A 17,727-nucleotide genomic window follows, 5' to 3' on the forward strand; every position below is an offset into this window, starting at 1 on the left:
TCGCTGCTTCGGCGGTGATTGAACGAACAGGTAAGTATATCACAGTTGGTCTGATTTTTCGAGGTTTTAAGAAAAGTTTTGATTGACAATGAGATGAAATGCTTTATAATTCGTTTTCGCTCTTTAACAAAACAGATTACCGATAAGTGTGAGTGCGACAGCCTCACACTGTTTGAAAGACAGACAAGATGATGTTTTAGACATTGTCCTGTTGGTTTCTTTGAAGCAGACCAGAAGTTAAAAAGTTAGAGATTGAACATAAGAGTTTGATCCTGGCTCAGATTGAACGCTGGCGGCATGCTTTACACATGCAAGTCGGACGGCAGCACAGAGAAGCTTGCTTCTTGGGTGGCGAGTGGCGAACGGGTGAGTAACATATCGGAACGTACCGAGCAGTGGGGGATAACTAATCGAAAGATTAGCTAATACCGCATATCTTCTGAGGAAGAAAGCAGGGGACCATTTGGCCTTGCGCTGTTTGAGCGGCCGATATCTGATTAGCTAGTTGGTGGGGTAAAGGCCTACCAAGGCGACGATCAGTAGCGGGTCTGAGAGGATGATCCGCCACACTGGGACTGAGACACGGCCCAGACTCCTACGGGAGGCAGCAGTGGGGAATTTTGGACAATGGGCGCAAGCCTGATCCAGCCATGCCGCGTGTCTGAAGAAGGCCTTCGGGTTGTAAAGGACTTTTGTCAGGGAAGAAAAGGGCGGGGTTAATACCCCTGTCTGATGACGGTACCTGAAGAATAAGCACCGGCTAACTACGTGCCAGCAGCCGCGGTAATACGTAGGGTGCGAGCGTTAATCGGAATTACTGGGCGTAAAGCGGGCGCAGACGGTTACTTAAGCAGGATGTGAAATCCCCGGGCTCAACTTGGGAACTGCGTTCTGAACTGGGTGACTAGAGTGTGTCAGAGGGAGGTAGAATTCCACGTGTAGCAGTGAAATGCGTAGAGATGTGGAGGAATACCGATGGCGAAGGCAGCCTCCTGGGATAACACTGACGTTCATGCCCGAAAGCGTGGGTAGCAAACAGGATTAGATACCCTGGTAGTCCACGCCCTAAACGATGTCGATTAGCTGTTGGGCAGCATGACTGCTTAGTAGCGAAGCTAACGCGTGAAATCGACCGCCTGGGGAGTACGGTCGCAAGATTAAAACTCAAAGGAATTGACGGGGACCCGCACAAGCGGTGGATGATGTGGATTAATTCGATGCAACGCGAAGAACCTTACCTGGTCTTGACATGTACGGAACCCTCCAGAGACGGAGGGGTGCCTTCGGGAGCCGTAACACAGGTGCTGCATGGCTGTCGTCAGCTCGTGTCGTGAGATGTTGGGTTAAGTCCCGCAACGAGCGCAACCCTTGTCATTAGTTGCCATCATTAAGTTGGGCACTCTAATGAGACTGCCGGTGACAAGCCGGAGGAAGGTGGGGATGACGTCAAGTCCTCATGGCCCTTATGACCAGGGCTTCACACGTCATACAATGGTCGGTACAGAGGGTAGCCAAGCCGCGAGGTGGAGCCAATCTCACAAAACCGATCGTAGTCCGGATTGCACTCTGCAACTCGAGTGCATGAAGTCGGAATCGCTAGTAATCGCAGGTCAGCATACTGCGGTGAATACGTTCCCGGGTCTTGTACACACCGCCCGTCACACCATGGGAGTGGGGGATACCAGAAGTAGGTAGGGTAACCGCAAGGAGCCCGCTTACCACGGTATGCTTCATGACTGGGGTGAAGTCGTAACAAGGTAGCCGTAGGGGAACCTGCGGCTGGATCACCTCCTTTCTAGAGAAAGAAGAGGTTGTTGCATTCACACTTATCGGTAAACTGTAGAAGATGCGGAAAAATGCTTGAGTGAAGACAAGGTTCGCTTAAGAAGAGAATCCGGGTTTGTAGCTCAGCTGGTTAGAGCACACGCTTGATAAGCGTGGGGTCGGAGGTTCAAGTCCTCCCAGACCCACCAAGAACGGGGGGCATAGCTCAGTTGGTAGAGCACCTGCTTTGCAAGCAGGGGGTCATCGGTTCGATCCCGTTTGCCTCCACCAATACTTTCCAAATCAAAGCGAGTTAAAAAGGCAGTGTAACTGCTTTCTTTTTTTCCAAAGAGAAGTCTGCTGACGAATCAGTTTGACGGAAAAAGAAAGGCTGCTATAATAATCAGCTCATTTTGATTTGCGAAGTAAATAGCAATATTGAACGCATCGATCTTTAACAAATTGGAAAGCCGAAATCAACAAACAAAGACAATGTGTCTGTTTTTGATGATTGACCGATTGCAAACGGTCAGTTGTCTCCTGGATAGGAAAAGAAAAACAGGTGCAGTATTTGGGTGATGATTGTATCGACTTAATCCCGAAAGACAAAAGGCGGGATTAAGACACAACAAGCAGTAAGCTTTATCAGAGTAGGAAATTCAAGTTTGATGTTCTAGTCAACGGAATGTCAGGCAAAGTCAGAGAAGTTCTTGAAATGATAGAGTCAAGTGAATAAGTGCATCAGGTGGATGCCTTGGCGATGATAGGCGACGAAGGACGTGTAAGCCTGCGAAAAGCGTGGGGGAGCTGGCAATAAAGCTATGATCCCGCGATGTCCGAATGGGGAAACCCACTGCATTCTGTGCAGTATCCTAAGTTGAATACATAGACTTAGAGAAGCGAACCCGGAGAACTGAACCATCTAAGTACCCGGAGGAAAAGAAATCAACCGAGATTCCGCAAGTAGTGGCGAGCGAACGCGGAGGAGCCTGTACGTGATAACTGTCGAGATAGAAGAACAAGCTGGGAAGCTTGACCATAGTGGGTGATAGTCCCGTATTCGAAATCTCAACGGTGGTACTAAGCGTACGAAAAGTAGGGCGGGACACGTGAAATCCTGTCTGAATATGGGGGGACCATCCTCCAAGGCTAAATACTCATCATCGACCGATAGTGAACCAGTACCGTGAGGGAAAGGCGAAAAGAACCCCGGGAGGGGAGTGAAATAGAACCTGAAACCTGATGCATACAAACAGTGGAAGCACCCTTGTGGTGTGACTGCGTACCTTTTGTATAATGGGTCAACGACTTACATTCAGTAGCGAGCTTAACCGAGTAGGGGAGGCGTAGGGAAACCGAGTCTTAATAGGGCGAACAGTTGCTGGGTGTAGACCCGAAACCGAGTGATCTATCCATGGCCAGGTTGAAGGTGCCGTAACAGGTACTGGAGGACCGAACCCACGCATGTTGCAAAATGCGGGGATGAGCTGTGGATAGGGGTGAAAGGCTAAACAAACTCGGAGATAGCTGGTTCTCCCCGAAAACTATTTAGGTAGTGCCTCGAGCAAGACACTGATGGGGGTAAAGCACTGTTATGGCTAGGGGGTTATTGCAACTTACCAACCCATGGCAAACTAAGAATACCATCAAGTGGTTCCTCGGGAGACAGACAGCGGGTGCTAACGTCCGTTGTCAAGAGGGAAACAACCCAGACCGCCAGCTAAGGTCCCAAATGATAGATTAAGTGGTAAACGAAGTGGGAAGGCCCAGACAGCCAGGATGTTGGCTTAGAAGCAGCCATCATTTAAAGAAAGCGTAATAGCTCACTGGTCGAGTCGTCCTGCGCGGAAGATGTAACGGGGCTCAAATCTATAACCGAAGCTGCGGATGCTAGTTTACTAGCATGGTAGGGGAGCGTTCTGTAGGCCGATGAAGGTGCATTGTAAAGTGTGCTGGAGGTATCAGAAGTGCGAATGTTGACATGAGTAGCGATAAAGCGGGTGAAAAGCCCGCTCGCCGAAAGCCCAAGGTTTCCTACGCAACGTTCATCGGCGTAGGGTGAGTCGGCCCCTAAGGCGAGGCAGAAATGCGTAGTCGATGGGAAACAGGTTAATATTCCTGTACTTGATTCAAATGCGATGTGGGGACGGAGAAGGTTAGGTTAGCAAGCTGTTGGAATAGCTTGTTTAAGCCGGTAGGTGGAAGACTTAGGCAAATCCGGGTCTTCTTAACACCGAGAAGTGACGACGAGTGTCTACGGACATGAAGTAACCGATACCACGCTTCCAGGAAAAGCCACTAAGCTTCAGTTTGAATCGAACCGTACCGCAAACCGACACAGGTGGGCAGGATGAGAATTCTAAGGCGCTTGAGAGAACTCGGGAGAAGGAACTCGGCAAATTGATACCGTAACTTCGGGAGAAGGTATGCCCTCTAAGGTTAAGGACTTGCTCCGTAAGCCTCGGAGGGTCGCAGAGAATAGGTGGCTGCGACTGTTTATTAAAAACACAGCACTCTGCTAACACGAAAGTGGACGTATAGGGTGTGACGCCTGCCCGGTGCTGGAAGGTTAATTGAAGATGTGAGAGCATCGGATCGAAGCCCCAGTAAACGGCGGCCGTAACTATAACGGTCCTAAGGTAGCGAAATTCCTTGTCGGGTAAGTTCCGACCCGCACGAATGGCGTAACGATGGCCACACTGTCTCCTCCCGAGACTCAGCGAAGTTGAAGTGGTTGTGAAGATGCAATCTACCCGCTGCTAGACGGAAAGACCCCGTGAACCTTTACTGTAGCTTTGCATTGGACTTTGAAGTCACTTGTGTAGGATAGGTGGGAGGCTTTGAAGCAGAGACGCCAGTCTCTGTGGAGCCGTCCTTGAAATACCACCCTGGTGTCTTTGAGGTTCTAACCCAGACCCGTAATCCGGGTCGGGGACCGTGCATGGTAGGCAGTTTGACTGGGGCGGTCTCCTCCCAAAGAGTAACGGAGGAGTTCGAAGGTTACCTAGGTCCGGTCGGAAATCGGACTGATAGTGCAATGGCAAAAGGTAGCTTAACTGCGAGACCGACAAGTCGAGCAGGTGCGAAAGCAGGACATAGTGATCCGGTGGTTCTGTATGGAAGGGCCATCGCTCAACGGATAAAAGGTACTCCGGGGATAACAGGCTGATTCCGCCCAAGAGTTCATATCGACGGCGGAGTTTGGCACCTCGATGTCGGCTCATCACATCCTGGGGCTGTAGTCGGTCCCAAGGGTATGGCTGTTCGCCATTTAAAGTGGTACGTGAGCTGGGTTTAAAACGTCGTGAGACAGTTTGGTCCCTATCTGCAGTGGGCGTTGGAAGTTTGACGGGGGCTGCTCCTAGTACGAGAGGACCGGAGTGGACGAACCTCTGGTGTACCGGTTGTAACGCCAGTTGCATAGCCGGGTAGCTAAGTTCGGAAGAGATAAGCGCTGAAAGCATCTAAGCGCGAAACTCGCCTGAAGATGAGACTTCCCTTGCGGTTTAACCGCACTAAAGAGTCGTTCGAGACCAGGACGTTGATAGGTGGGGTGTGGAAGCGCGGTAACGCGTGAAGCTAACCCATACTAATTGCTCGTGAGGCTTGACTCTATCATTTGAAGAACTTCAAATAAAAAGCTTACTGACTGATTCAGTCATCACCAAATATATTGATTAAGGCTTTGCCGATTTGTACAGTTTAAGTTTGGCGGCCATAGCGAGTTGGTCCCACGCCTTCCCATCCCGAACAGGACCGTGAAACGACTCAGCGCCGATGATAGTGTGGTTCTTCCATGCGAAAGTAGGTCACTGCCAAACACCTATTCTAAGCCCCTGACAGATGTCGGGGGCTTTTACTTTTACCCCATATTTTATTCATACCTTTACTTGAAACTCGTCATTGCCGTTCCTTGCCTTCTTGCTATGGCTGACTGCTCACGAGTGGAGATAGGCGGGTGCGACGATAGCGCAGCAGGTAAATGTGACGGATAGGGAGGGTGCGGGTAGAATAGGGATGTTGCAGAATCAATACATAAAGAGATAGTAAACCAAGAAATCTTCAGGTATCGTTTGAACGGAAACGGTAAGACGGATATGATAGCCAACTATTTTACGGTGCCGCACACACAGGCATCATCCGCATTCACAAACTATGGAGTATCTTCTTATGAAAAAATTCCTCTTTGCCGCCCTCTCCCTGCTGACCGCTTCGCTGTCGCTGGCCGCCGTCAACATCAATACCGCTTCCCCGTCCGAGTTGGAAGCCCTGCCCGGTATCGGCCCTGCCAAAGCCAAAGCCATCGTGGACTACCGTCAACAACATGGTGCCTTCAAATCGGTCGAGGAGTTGAAAAACGTCAAAGGTATCGGTGAGGGCATCTTCTCCAAACTGAAGGCGGAAGCAACCGTCGCCCCGGCCGCTCAAAACAAAGCCGCCACCCCCGCCGCTAAAAAATAAACCCGGGTGCGCCCTCCCGAATAGGGAATGTGCGCAGCTGCAGACCCGGTAATGAAAAGGCCGTCCGAATCCAGTCCGGAGTCGGACGGTCTTTGTATCGGGCGGGTAAGGCTGCCATGTCTGTCCCGCTTCATTCGGCCGTCAGATCAGGATGTATGGGGAGACCTATGTGGAAAGGTCGTCTGAAAAGGTGGCGGGCTGCAATACTGCCTTAGTGTGTGCAGTGAGAAGGTTCGTTATTGGAAACGACTGCCTTGCTGGCGCACTATGCCGACTACGTCTCCACCAAATAGCGCGTTCACGTCCGTTAAGGTGGATTTGTTAGTGGAATAGGGGTAGGGAGCCTTTGGGGAAGAAGGGAGAATCAAGAAGGCTGAGAAGAGGCGGAAAGAGGATAGAAACGATGTTATAAACGTTTCGAATTGTATTCTCGGTTTCAGACGGCCTCTAACATTTCCCTGTATAATCACGCTTTTGTTCAAACGCTTGTACTTCCCGATATGATTTATCCGTGGCATCAAAACCAGTGGCGGCAGCTTGCCGGCCATTGGGAAAACCGTCCGAACGCTTGGCTGTTTACCGGCAAGGAAAACACCGGTAAGACAGCGTTTGCACGGTTTGTGGCACAAGCTTTGCTGTGCGAATCGCCTCGGGAAGATCATCAGCCTTGCGGCGTATGCGCTTCGTGTCATTTGTTTTTGCAAAACAGCCATCCCGATTTTTACGAACTCACTCCTGAAATCCCCGAAGACGGTGCGGTCGGGCGAAAATTGTTGCAGATTAAAATCGATGCCGTGCGCGATATTGTGGAAAACATTTATCTGACGGCTGTGCGCGGCGGATTGCGGGTGGTATTGGTGCATCCCGCTGAAAGTATGAACGTGCAGGCGGCAAACGGCTTGCTTAAGGCTTTGGAAGAACCGCCGCAACATGTTGTTTTTTTGATGGTTACGCATGCGCGCGACAAGCTTCTTCCGACCATTAAAAGCCGTTGCCGCCAGATGGTTTTGCCCGCACCTTCGCGCGACGAAGCTTTGGCGTATCTTCGCGAAGAAGGTGTAGACGATGCGGAATCGCTGCTGGCTTTTCACAGCGGTGCGCCTTTGTTTGCCCATGCGCCTGAAATGGATGACTTGCGCGAAGAATTGCTCACTTTGCTTGCCGCCCCGCGACTGTTGACGATACTCGACTATGCCGCTGCGTTTGACAAACACAAGCAGCCGTTGGCAGTCTTCATCGATTGGATGCAGAAATGGCTGTTGGATGTCGGCTTGGCGCAACAACAAATGCCGCCGCTTTATTATCCCGATTACGCGCAGGCATTGTCGCAGACGGCTTCCAAAACCGATCCGCGCCGCCTGTTTGCGCTGACGGGTCGTCTGAACGCACTCAGCCCTTACGGATACCACACCTTGAGTGTTAAAATGCAGCTTGAGTATCTGCTGACTGAATATCTCGAATTTTGGCAAAACAAATAATCAGATAAGGTAAAACAAAATGGTAAACAACAATAAAGACATTCCGGCGAAAATGATGGCGTTGCAGCTTAAAGACCCGACCCTGCTCTACAACTGCTATATGCCGTTCCTCGAACACGGCGGACTTTTTGTTCCGACCGAAGACGTATTTTCATTGGGCGAAGACATCCTGCTCGCCGTTGAAATCGCCGATTACCCCAAACGCTTCCTGCCTACCAAAGTCGTCTGGATCAATCCCGCCCGTACTTCGGCACACCGTCCCAAAGGCGTCGGGCTGGCATTTTCCGAACACGAAAGCTGCCTTCAGGCGAAAACCCTGATTGAAGGCGAGCTGGGACCGAAACTGCGCAGCGACCGCGTTACCTTCACGCTTTAAAATCATGCATTTAATCGATTCGCACTGCCACCTCAATTTCGAAGGCTTAAGCAATCGCCTGCCTGAAGTGTTCGCCAACATGGAAGAACAAAGCGTCAAGCAGGCGCTTGCCATCAGCGTGAGCAAACAGAGTTTCGCCGAAGTCTTCGACATTGCCCAAGCCAATGAGCAGGTTTACTGCACCATAGGCATCCACCCCGACAGCCAAGAAGCCGAAGAATTTACCGTCGCTGAAATGGTCGAAGCGGCAAAACACCCGAAAGTCGTCGGCATAGGCGAAACGGGTTTGGATTATTACTGGTGCAAAGGCGATTTGGCATGGCAGCACCGCCGCTTCGCCGAACACATCCAAGCCGCCAACGAAAGCGGTTTGCCCGTGATTGTCCACACCCGCGATGCCGCCGCCGATACTTTGGCGATTCTGAAAGAAGGTCAAACCAATTCCGGCGTTATCCACTGCTTCACCGAAGATACCGCTTTTGCCAAAGCCGCTTTGGATTTGGGGCTGTACATTTCCTTCTCCGGCATTGTTACCTTCAAAAATGCCCCGCAAATTCAGGAAGCAGCCAAATACGTCCCCGCGGACAGAATGCTGGTCGAAACCGACTCCCCCTTCCTCGCCCCGGTCCCCAAACGCGGTAAGCCTAACGAACCTTCCTATGTCCGTTACACCGCCGAGTTTGTGGCGAAACTGCGCGGCGAACCCGTAGAAACGCTTGCCGCTTACACTAGCGACAATTTCTATCGTCTGTTCAATAAAGTACCCGACATCCGTGTTTGATTCGAATGGAAAAAGGTCGTCTGAAAATGCTTCATCTAGCGTTTCAGACGACCTTTTGAGATTTGGAATTATTTATATAAGTGGACAGTCAGACTGGGTAATTTTGTTGGGCAGAAAATGAAAGATGGCTGAAGTCATCGATAAAATCGGTATCACAAGAAAGCCAGTGCAAAAGCGGACAGATAGTCATGGATGGGTTTAAAATCAACGCGAAAATCAAGATGGCAACTTCTTGAAAATATTTAAAGATATGGCTTTCATTATATCGTTCTCCGTTTTTCTGACAAATCATACTTCTATCGACACATCGCCTTTCCAATAATGAATTACGACATCACCTTTTTCACTCTGTTTCTACTCGGCTTTTTCGGCGGTACGCATTGTGTCGGAATGTGCGGCGGGTTGAGTAGTGCGTTTGCGTTGCAGCTTCCACCGCATCTTAATCGGCTGGGACTGATTGTCCTATTGAATTTGGGACGCATCAGCAGCTATGTATTGATAGGTTTGATTGTCGGGCTGGTCGGACAAATCGGTATTTCTTTGGATGATACGCGCTGGCTGCAAAACGGTCTGTATATTGCGGCGAATATTTTGCTGTTGCTGTTGGGGCTGTATCTGGCGGGTCTTTCTACGGCGGCTACGCAGATTGAGCGCATAGGCAGACCGATATGGAAACGTTTGAATCCGATTTTGAACCGACTGCTGCCGATTAAATCCGTTCCGGCTTGTTTCGGCGTAGGCATGTTGTGGGGCTGGCTGCCTTGCGGCTTGGTGTACAGCGCCTCATTGTATGCTTTAGGCAGCGGTAATGCGGTGCAGGGCGGGCTGTATATGTTGGCTTTTGCGCTGGGAACGTTGCCGAATTTGTTGGCAATGGGGATTTTTGCAGCGCAATTGAAAACACTTTTACAACGCAGAGCCATCCGTTTGTGCGCCGGACTATTGGTCGCGGGCTGGGCGGTTTTTCGTTTGGCGGTAATGCTTTGAGTCTGGCACTGAAACGCCTTTCAAAAGGGTAGGGGTTCATACATTGAAGGTCGTCTGAAAATCCGTTTTCAGACGACCTTTATTCATTGCTTGCACCGGCGGCGTTATTTATAGTGGATTAACTTTAAACCAGTATGGCGTTGCCTCGCCTTAGCTCAAAGAGAACGATTCTCTAAGGTGCTGAAGCACCAAGTGAATCGGTTCCGTACTATCTGTACTGTCTGCGGCTTCGTCGCCTTGTCCTGATTTAAAGTTAATCCACTATATTTATTGCAGCTTCAGCTCAAGCCGCCGACAGCCATCCGCGTATGCGTTTTTCCATCGCGTCGGCACTCAAACCCAAATCGTCCAAAAGTTTTTTCGGATCGCCGTGTTCGGTTACAGTATCGGCAACGCCCAAAAGCAAAACGGGTTTGCAGATGCCGTGTTTCGCCAACACTTCCAGCACCGCGCTGCCTGCGCCGCCTTGTTCGGCGTTTTCTTCGGCGGTAACGATGTAGTCGTGGCTTTGGGCGAGGCGGACGATGAGTTCCTCGTCTATCGGTTTGACGAAGCGCATATCGGCGACGGTGGCGTTCAGTTTTTCGGCAACCGCCAATGCGGGGGCGACCATGCTGCCGAAGGCGATGAATGCGGTTTTCTCGCCTTGGCGGCGGACGATACCTTTGCCGATGGCTACGGTTTCGAGGTCGTCTGAAACGGGCGAGCCTGTTCCCGTGCCGCGCGGATAGCGGACGGCGGCGGGGGCGTCTGCCTGATAGCAGGTCGAAAGCAGCAGGCGGCATTCGTTTTCATCGCTCGGCGCGGCAACAATCATGTTCGGCACGCAGCGCAAGAAGCTCAAATCGTACAAACCGGCATGGGTCGGGCCGTCCGCACCGACGATGCCCGCACGGTCGACGGCAAACAAAACAGGCAGGTTTTGCAGGGCGATGTCGTGCACCAGTTGGTCGTAGGCGCGCTGGAGGAAGGTGGAATAAATGGCGACGACGGGCTTCATGCCTTCGCAAGCCAAGCCGCCGGCAAAGGTCACGGCATGCTGCTCGGCGATGCCGACATCGAAATAGCGGTCGGGGAATTGTTGTTCGAATTCGACCAGTCCGCTGCCCTCGCGCATGGCGGGGGTAATCGCCGCCAATCGGGAATCTGCCGCCGCCTGGTCGCACAGCCATTTGCCGAACACTTGCGTATAGGTCGGTTTGGCGGCGGGTTTGTTTTCTTTTTCAGACGACATTGCGGTTTTGAGGTCGTCTGAAACGTCTTTGGGCAGGTTGGCGACGGCGTGGTATTTGACGGGGTCGTTTTCGGCGAGTTTGTAGCCGTTGCCCTTTTTGGTGATGACGTGCAGCAGTTGCGGGCCTTTGCGGCCGCGCAAATCTTTCAATACGTCAACCAGATGCTCGACGTTGTGGCCGTCAACGGGGCCGGTGTAGCGGAAACCGAAGTTTTCAAACAAAGACAGCGACTGCTTGGCGTGTTCGGCTTCGCCCGCCAGCGTTTTGATTTTGTGCTCGACTTTTTGGGCAAGCTCCATCGCGCCGGGCAGCTTGTCCAAAACCTTGCTCGATTGCGCCTTGATGGTGCTCAACACGCCGCGCATATCGCGCACGACGTTGCTGGCGAGGTATTTCGGCAGCGCACCGACGTTGGGGGAAATCGACATTTCGTTGTCGTTGAGGATGACCAGCAGGTTCACGTCCATATCGCCCGCGCAGTTCAAGGCTTCAAAAGCCTGCCCCGCCGTCATCGCACCGTCGCCGATAATGGCGACGCTGCGGCGGTCGCTGCCCAAGAGTTTGTCTGCCGCCGCCATGCCCAAAGCCGCGCCGATGGAGGTGGAGGAATGCCCTACGCCGAACGCGTCGTATTCGGACTCGCTGCGTTTGGGGAAACCCGCCAAACCGCCGTAGCGGCGCATGGTGTGCATCTGGTTTTTGCGGCCGGTGAGGATTTTGTGCGGATAGCTTTGATGGCCGACATCCCAAACCAGCTTGTCTTCGGGCGTGTCGTACACATAGTGCAGGGCGATGGTCAGCTCGACCGCGCCCAGATTGCTGGCGAAATGCCCGCCGGTTTTGCCTATCGAATCCAGCAGAAACTCCCGCAGCTCGGCGGCGACTTGGGGCAACTGTTTTTTATCCAGACGGCGCAAATCTTGCGGGCTGTCGACGGTATCGAGTAGCGGAGTGTGGCTCATGGTGTGTCTTTGCAGGCTTATTTGTGTATAGCGGGCAATTATAGCAAGAGTTTAGAAAGACGTGGGTTTCCTGCCGGAGGTCGGGTATCGCCGTTAAGCCGTTGCCTGCTGATAAAAGAGGCGTTTGGGAATGTGTGTAAGGGTCGTCTGAACATGAAATTACACGCCCCGTATGCTACAATCAACAGATAATCCCATCGGTACCGACATCATGAAACCCCATAAAAAAGGCAATATTTTCATCATCTCCGCCGCTTCCGGCACGGGCAAGACCACGCTGGTTTCCCGTCTTTTGAAAAACAACGCCGATTTGCGCGTCTCCGTATCGCACACCACCCGCCAGCCGCGCGAAGGCGAGCAGCACGGCGTGCATTATCATTTTGTTCCCAAAGAGGAGTTTGAGTCTTTAATCAAACAAAAAGCCTTCCTCGAACACGCAAACGTTTTCGGCAACTATTACGGAACCAGCATCGCGGGGGTCAATTCCCTTAGCGAAGAGGGTTACGATGTGATTTTGGAAATTGACGTGCAAGGTGCGGCGCAGGTACGCAAATCGCTGCCCGAAGCCAGCAGCATCTTTATCCTGCCGCCTTCGTTCGAAGTTCTTGCCGAACGCCTTATCGGACGCGGCACCGACAGCGAGGAAGTCATCCAAACCCGCCTCTCCAAAGCGCGTCACGAAATCGAACAATCCGTCCTGTTTGACTATATTGTCGTCAATGATGATTTGGATAGGGCAGAAGCCGATCTGCTTCACATCATCAAAGCAGGTCGTCTGAAAAAATCTTCCCAGCAAGGATTTATCTCAAACCTGTTGGAAAATTCCTGAAAAACAGCGAAAATACGCATTTACATTCCATCACAAATTAATAGAAAGAAAGCAAACATGGCCCGTATCACCACTGAAGACTGCACAGGCAAAATCCCCAATCATTTCGACCTGACCCTCGTCGCCGCCCGCCGCGCGCGCCAGCTTGAAAACGGCAACGCTCCTATGGTTGACGACATCCGCAACAACAAACCGACCGTTACCGCCCTGCGCGAAATCGCCGCCGGTCAAATCGGTACCGAACTGCTGACCCGCAACAAATAATACCGGCAGGCAAAATCTGCCCAACCGCCGCGCGGATTGTATCGGCGCGACATCCGACCGATACAGTCTGACGGCTCAAAACAAAACACACACCGAAGGCCGTCTGAAATGCCCGCCCCCCAGCCCACTGCCCCCTACGACGCGCTGACTGCCGAAGCCCGCGAACTTTTGTTCCGTACCGCCTCCTATCTCAGCCCATCCGAACAGGCCGAGCTTGAAAAAGCCGTCGCCTACGCCTTTCACGCCCATGACGGACAAACCCGTAAAAGCGGCGAACCCTACATTACCCACCCCCTTGCCGTCGCCACGCAACTTGCATTGTGGCACATGGACATACAAGGCTTGTGCGCGGGCGTGATGCACGACGTACTCGAAGACACGGGCGTATCCAAAATCGAAATGGCGGCAGAATTCGGCGAAACCATCTCCGAGATGGTGGACGGGCTTTCCAAACTCGAAAAACTCAAATTTGAAGATCATGCCGAGCATCAGGCGGAAAGTTTCCGCAAGCTCATCCTCGCCATGACCAAAGACGTGCGCGTGATCGTCGTCAAACTCGCCGACCGCCTGCACAATATGCGCACGCTCGGCTCCATGCGTCCCGACAAACGCCGCCGCATCGCCAAAGAAACCCTCGAAATTTACGCCCAAATCGCCAACCGCATCGGCTTGAACAACGCCTACCAAGAACTTCAGGATTTATCGTTTCAAAACCTCCACCCGAACCGCTACGAAACCCTTAAAAAAGCGATGGACAACAGCCGCAAAAACCGCCGCGACGTCGTCGGCAAAGTTTTGCGCGCCTTCAGTCAGCGTTTGGTCGGCGCGAACATCGAAGCCAAAATCAAAGGCAGGGAAAAAAACCTGTACAGCATCCATCAAAAAATGTTGGCGAAAAAATTGCGCTTTGCCGAAGTCATGGACATTTACGGCTTCCGCGTCATCGTCAACAGCATTCCCGCGTGTTACGCCGCACTCGGCGCGCTGCACAATCTTTATCAACCCAAACCCGGCCGCTTCAAAGACTATATCGCCATCCCGAAAAGCAACGGCTACCAAAGCCTGCACACGACCTTGGTCGGTCCTTACGGCTTGCCCATTGAAGTCCAAATCCGCACGCGTGAAATGGATGCCGTAGCCGAAGGCGGCATTGCCGGCCACTGGATATACAAATCCGGCGAAAATACCGTCGATCAAGCCGTCCTCCATACCAACCAATGGCTCAAAAACATCCTTGATTTGCAAGCCAGCAGCGCGAACGCCATCGAATTCCTCGAACACGTCAAAGTCGACCTGTTCCCCAACGAAGTCTACATCCTGACGCCCAAAGGCAAAATCCTCACCCTGCCTAAAGGCTCGACGCCCATAGACTTCGCCTACGCCGTCCACACCGACATCGGCCACAAAACCGTTGCCGCCCGCATCAACAACACCATGATGCCCCTGCGCACCAAACTCAAAACCGGCGATTCCGTCGAAATCATCACATCCGAACACGCCAAGCCCAATCCGGCATGGCTGAATTTCACCGTTTCCAGCCGCGCGCGCAGCGCCATCCGCCAATACGTCAAAAACCTCAACCGCCACGACGCCATCGTCCTCGGCGAAAACCTCCTGCAAAAAGCCCTGTCCAGCCTGTTGCCCAAAGACGTATTGCTTTCAGACGACCTCAAAGAAAAATACCTCGCCGACCTCAACGACAAACAAACCTCGTTTGAAGAAGTCCTCTACAACGTCGGTATGGGGCATACCCTGCCCGTGTACGTCGCCATGCACATCGCCGAACTGGCAGGGCAGCACTTCGGCAGCGAAGTCAAACTCAGCCCCATCAAAGTCAACGACCAAGAAACCGGCCGCATCCATTTTGCCGAATGTTGCCACCCCGTCCCGGGCGATTCCGTCCGCGCCCTTTTGGTCAAAGACAAAGGCATGATTATCCACCGCGATACCTGTCCGACCCTGCTCAAATCCGACCCCGAACAGCAGCTTGACGCGAACTGGGAAGGCATAGGCAGCCATACCTACCGCACCGGACTCAGTATCCAATCCGAAGACGCCCACGGCCTGCTCGCCCTTATGGCGCAAGCCATCTCTAACTCTGGCGCGGATATCGAGTCCGTCGAAACCCCCAACAAAGCGCTGGCAGGTACGGAAGGCTTTGTCGAATTCAAGTTCATCATCAAAGTGAAGGACTTGGCGCAAATCAACCAAATTATTCACAACCTGCACGCCATTCCCCAAGTGCGCAAAGTGGTTCGAAGCTAGGGAAGAAGGGAGGTAAAGCCGATGTCGTTTTGCCGCCTGATAGGGTTTAAGTTTTCTTAAAATCCGGAAGATACTTTCGCAAAATCAACAAGACGCGCGAAATACCACAAAGGTCGTCTGAAAACCGATATTCAAGGTTTTCAGACGACCTTCAAACTTGACAGGAACGACGCAATCAAAGATAATCCCGCAATTCATTTGCAGCCGCATTGACGGCATATCCGGCGCCAAGCCGACTTGTTAGGAGGTGATGTTTACATCACGGCGCGTATCCCGCCGGTCGCAAGATACCCGAGATACAAACAACCACTTTTTTGACAAACCGCCCCTTTTTACCTTTCTCCCTTTCGGCGGTTTGAAACCAGAATTCAATTTAAAGGAAATAAAATGCCTGCAATCCGCGTTAAAGAGAACGAACCCTTCGAAGTAGCCATGCGCCGTTTCAAACGTGCCGTAGAAAAAACCGGTCTGCTGACTGAGCTGCGCGCCCGTGAAGCTTACGAAAAACCGACTACCGAGCGCAAACGCAAAAAAGCCGCAGCCGTAAAACGCCTGCAAAAACGCCTGCGCAGCCAACAACTGCCTCCTAAAATGTACTAAACATCAATTGCAGGTCTGCCCTGTGATGCCGAAACACACCGCAAGGCTTGACCTGCGGTGTGTTTTGTTTTTCAGACGACCTGCAAGGCAAGGGGTTGTCTGAAAAATAGAGAATCCCTAAGGCAGTATGTGCAATACCATCTTCCATCTTTTCCCGAAAGTCATCCCATGAGCCTGAAAGCACAATTAACCGAAGACATGAAAACCGCGATGCGTGCCAAAGATCAAATTACTTTGAGCACCATCCGCCTCATCAATGCCGCCATCAAACAATTTGAAGTGGACGAGCGCACCGAAGCCGATGACGGCAAAGTGATTGCCATCATTACCAAAATGGTCAAACAGCGCAAAGACAGCGCCAACATCTACGCCGAAGCAGGCCGTCAGGACCTGGCAGACAAAGAAAATGCCGAAATCGAAATCCTGCACCGCTACCTGCCGCAAATGATGTCTGCCGAAGAAATCCGCACTGCCGTGGAAACCGTAATCGCCATGACCGGAGCTTCCGGAATGGCTGACATGGGCAAAGCCATGGGCGTGTTGAAAACCCAGTTGGCGGGCAAAGCCGATATGGGTGAAGTCAACAAAGTTCTGAAAGCCGTTTTAACTGCTTAAAAGTAGACAAACAGGTCATCTAAGTTTTCAGACGACCTGTTTGTTATATGGTGAATAAAAATAAAATATTACTACTGTCGTTTCCACACAGATAAGAATCCATTTTTAAAGTCATGTTTTTCTGATTAAACTCAATAAACTGAATCCCAGTAATGGATTTCCGCCTGTGCGTTAATGACTGTATTTAGTATCCTATTCTTATTTAAATCAACTATTATAAATTATTATGAGCTTTATCATAACCAACAACGAAAAAATTCCTAATAATGTAAAGCCTCTCTTTTTTTCTCCTTTAATAAGAGCATAAATTCCAATAATTAATCCGAATACTGGCACAATAACTGATAGGATGATATCTATTGGCGTTGCATTTTTAAGAACTTTCTTACCATTAGGCAATACCTGATACTTATCGTCTTCCCGACTCATTTTAAGATAACCTTTCTATCTAAATAAGATAATTAAAGAATACAATCAAAATAACAACAAAAAATAAAACAATTAATAGCTGTAAAAATACACAATTATTAGAGTAATTATGAAAATATATTCATAAATACCCCTTGCAAGTAGAAATTTTCCAGTCCAATGTTACAATGATTATAATCAATTATTCAAACAACATTTGAATCTTAAAATCACTCTTTTAATGTCTAAAACCCTTCAAAAAGTGAGAAAATATGGAACTTCATGAAAAAATTCGAGTAATGAGAGAAATGAACCAATGGTCTCAAGAAGAAATGGCTGAGAAATTAGCAATGTCTGCTAATGGGTATGCAAAAATAGAACGTGGGCAAACTAAACTGACTTTTGATAAATTGAATCAGATTGCACAGATTTTTAAAATTGATGTAGTTGAACTGATTACAAAAGAAAAACCATTATTTCTTTTGGTCGGAGATAATAGCCATAATTACGGATCAAATTACTATGGCAACAATGAAGCGTTAATAGCTGAAAATGAAAAACTGAAACTGACAATATCTCATAATAATGAAATTATTCAACGACAAGAAAATGAGATTTTAGCTTTAAAAGAAATCATTTCTCTACTCAAAAAAAATTAACACTCTATCTAATTCACTCAAGACATGAAAGAGGTCGTCTGAA

13 protein-coding genes, 2 tRNA genes and 3 rRNA genes are annotated in these 17,727 nt (G+C 50.6%); 16 read left to right on the plus strand and 2 right to left on the minus strand.

All coding sequences use genetic code 11. The features are described 5' to 3' along the window. Positions 1-254: 254 nt before the first annotated feature. From H3L95_RS13015 to H3L95_RS13060, 10 genes are all read left to right on the plus strand, one after another. Positions 255-1,795 (plus strand): 16S ribosomal RNA (locus H3L95_RS13015). Between the two features lie 101 nt (positions 1,796-1,896). Next, positions 1,897-1,973, plus strand: a tRNA-Ile gene (locus H3L95_RS13020). Between the two features lie 6 nt (positions 1,974-1,979). After that, positions 1,980-2,055, plus strand: a tRNA-Ala gene (locus tag H3L95_RS13025). Between the two features lie 431 nt (positions 2,056-2,486). Then, positions 2,487-5,378, plus strand: a 23S ribosomal RNA gene (locus H3L95_RS13030). Between the two features lie 93 nt (positions 5,379-5,471). Next, a 5S ribosomal RNA gene (gene rrf, locus H3L95_RS13035) occupies positions 5,472-5,585 on the plus strand. The 16S, 23S and 5S rRNA genes sit together here with 2 tRNA genes alongside, the layout of an rRNA operon. Positions 5,586-5,934: 349 nt before the next feature. Then, entirely contained in the window at positions 5,935-6,225 is a 291-nt protein-coding gene (locus H3L95_RS13040) for a ComEA family DNA-binding protein (protein ID WP_009313167.1), read from the plus strand. Between the two features lie 500 nt (positions 6,226-6,725). Further along, on the plus strand, positions 6,726-7,703 hold the full coding sequence (locus H3L95_RS13045) for a DNA polymerase III subunit delta' (protein WP_003760733.1): 978 nt from the start codon (positions 6,726-6,728) through the stop codon (positions 7,701-7,703). A gap of 19 nt (positions 7,704-7,722) precedes the next feature. Beyond that, positions 7,723-8,079, plus strand: a complete 357-nt coding sequence (locus tag H3L95_RS13050) for a PilZ domain-containing protein (RefSeq protein ID WP_003760734.1) — start codon at positions 7,723-7,725, stop codon at positions 8,077-8,079. 4 nt (positions 8,080-8,083) lie between these two features. Next, positions 8,084-8,860, plus strand: coding sequence for a TatD family hydrolase (locus H3L95_RS13055; protein WP_003760736.1), 777 nt, complete (start codon positions 8,084-8,086; stop codon positions 8,858-8,860). Positions 8,861-9,181: 321 nt separating this feature from the next. Then, positions 9,182-9,847: a sulfite exporter TauE/SafE family protein gene (locus tag H3L95_RS13060; RefSeq protein ID WP_003760741.1), complete on the plus strand. Its 666-nt coding sequence runs from the start codon at positions 9,182-9,184 to the stop codon at positions 9,845-9,847. 283 nt (positions 9,848-10,130) lie between these two features. Here H3L95_RS13060 and dxs read toward each other — a convergent pair whose 3' ends face one another. Further along, on the minus strand, positions 10,131-12,044 hold the full coding sequence (gene dxs / locus H3L95_RS13065) for a 1-deoxy-D-xylulose-5-phosphate synthase (RefSeq protein ID WP_040668941.1): 1,914 nt from the start codon (positions 12,042-12,044) through the stop codon (positions 10,131-10,133). 211 nt (positions 12,045-12,255) lie between these two features. On the opposite strand from dxs, the gene gmk reads away from it, so the two are divergent. The 5 genes from gmk (at position 12,256) to H3L95_RS13090 (ending at position 16,617) form a co-directional block, all read left to right on the plus strand. Next, positions 12,256-12,873, plus strand: coding sequence for a guanylate kinase (gmk, locus tag H3L95_RS13070; protein ID WP_009312424.1), 618 nt, complete (start codon positions 12,256-12,258; stop codon positions 12,871-12,873). 57 nt (positions 12,874-12,930) lie between these two features. After that, positions 12,931-13,137 (plus strand): DNA-directed RNA polymerase subunit omega, encoded by a 207-nt coding sequence (gene rpoZ, locus H3L95_RS13075; RefSeq protein ID WP_003740638.1) that lies wholly within the window; start codon positions 12,931-12,933, stop codon positions 13,135-13,137. Between the two features lie 108 nt (positions 13,138-13,245). Then, a complete protein-coding gene (locus H3L95_RS13080) occupies positions 13,246-15,402 on the plus strand; it encodes a RelA/SpoT family protein (RefSeq protein ID WP_003764533.1) in 2,157 nt (718 codons plus the stop codon). A 387-nt stretch (positions 15,403-15,789) separates the two neighbouring features. Next, complete coding sequence (gene rpsU, locus H3L95_RS13085; RefSeq protein ID WP_002214819.1) at positions 15,790-16,002, plus strand: 30S ribosomal protein S21; 213 nt, start codon at positions 15,790-15,792, stop codon at positions 16,000-16,002. A gap of 168 nt (positions 16,003-16,170) precedes the next feature. Beyond that, complete coding sequence (locus H3L95_RS13090; RefSeq protein WP_003760761.1) at positions 16,171-16,617, plus strand: GatB/YqeY domain-containing protein; 447 nt, start codon at positions 16,171-16,173, stop codon at positions 16,615-16,617. Between the two features lie 207 nt (positions 16,618-16,824). Here H3L95_RS13090 and H3L95_RS13095 read toward each other — a convergent pair whose 3' ends face one another. Beyond that, positions 16,825-17,046, minus strand: a complete 222-nt coding sequence (locus H3L95_RS13095) for a hypothetical protein (RefSeq protein WP_003760763.1) — start codon at positions 17,044-17,046, stop codon at positions 16,825-16,827. A gap of 251 nt (positions 17,047-17,297) precedes the next feature. Between H3L95_RS13095 and H3L95_RS13100 the strand changes: the two genes are divergently transcribed. Continuing rightward, entirely contained in the window at positions 17,298-17,684 is a 387-nt protein-coding gene (locus H3L95_RS13100; RefSeq protein ID WP_003760765.1) for a helix-turn-helix domain-containing protein, read from the plus strand. The last annotated feature ends 43 nt before the right edge of the window (positions 17,685-17,727 follow it).

It is taken from the genome of Neisseria sicca, assembly GCF_014054945.1.
In the GTDB taxonomy this organism is placed as follows: domain Bacteria; phylum Pseudomonadota; class Gammaproteobacteria; order Burkholderiales; family Neisseriaceae; genus Neisseria; species Neisseria sicca.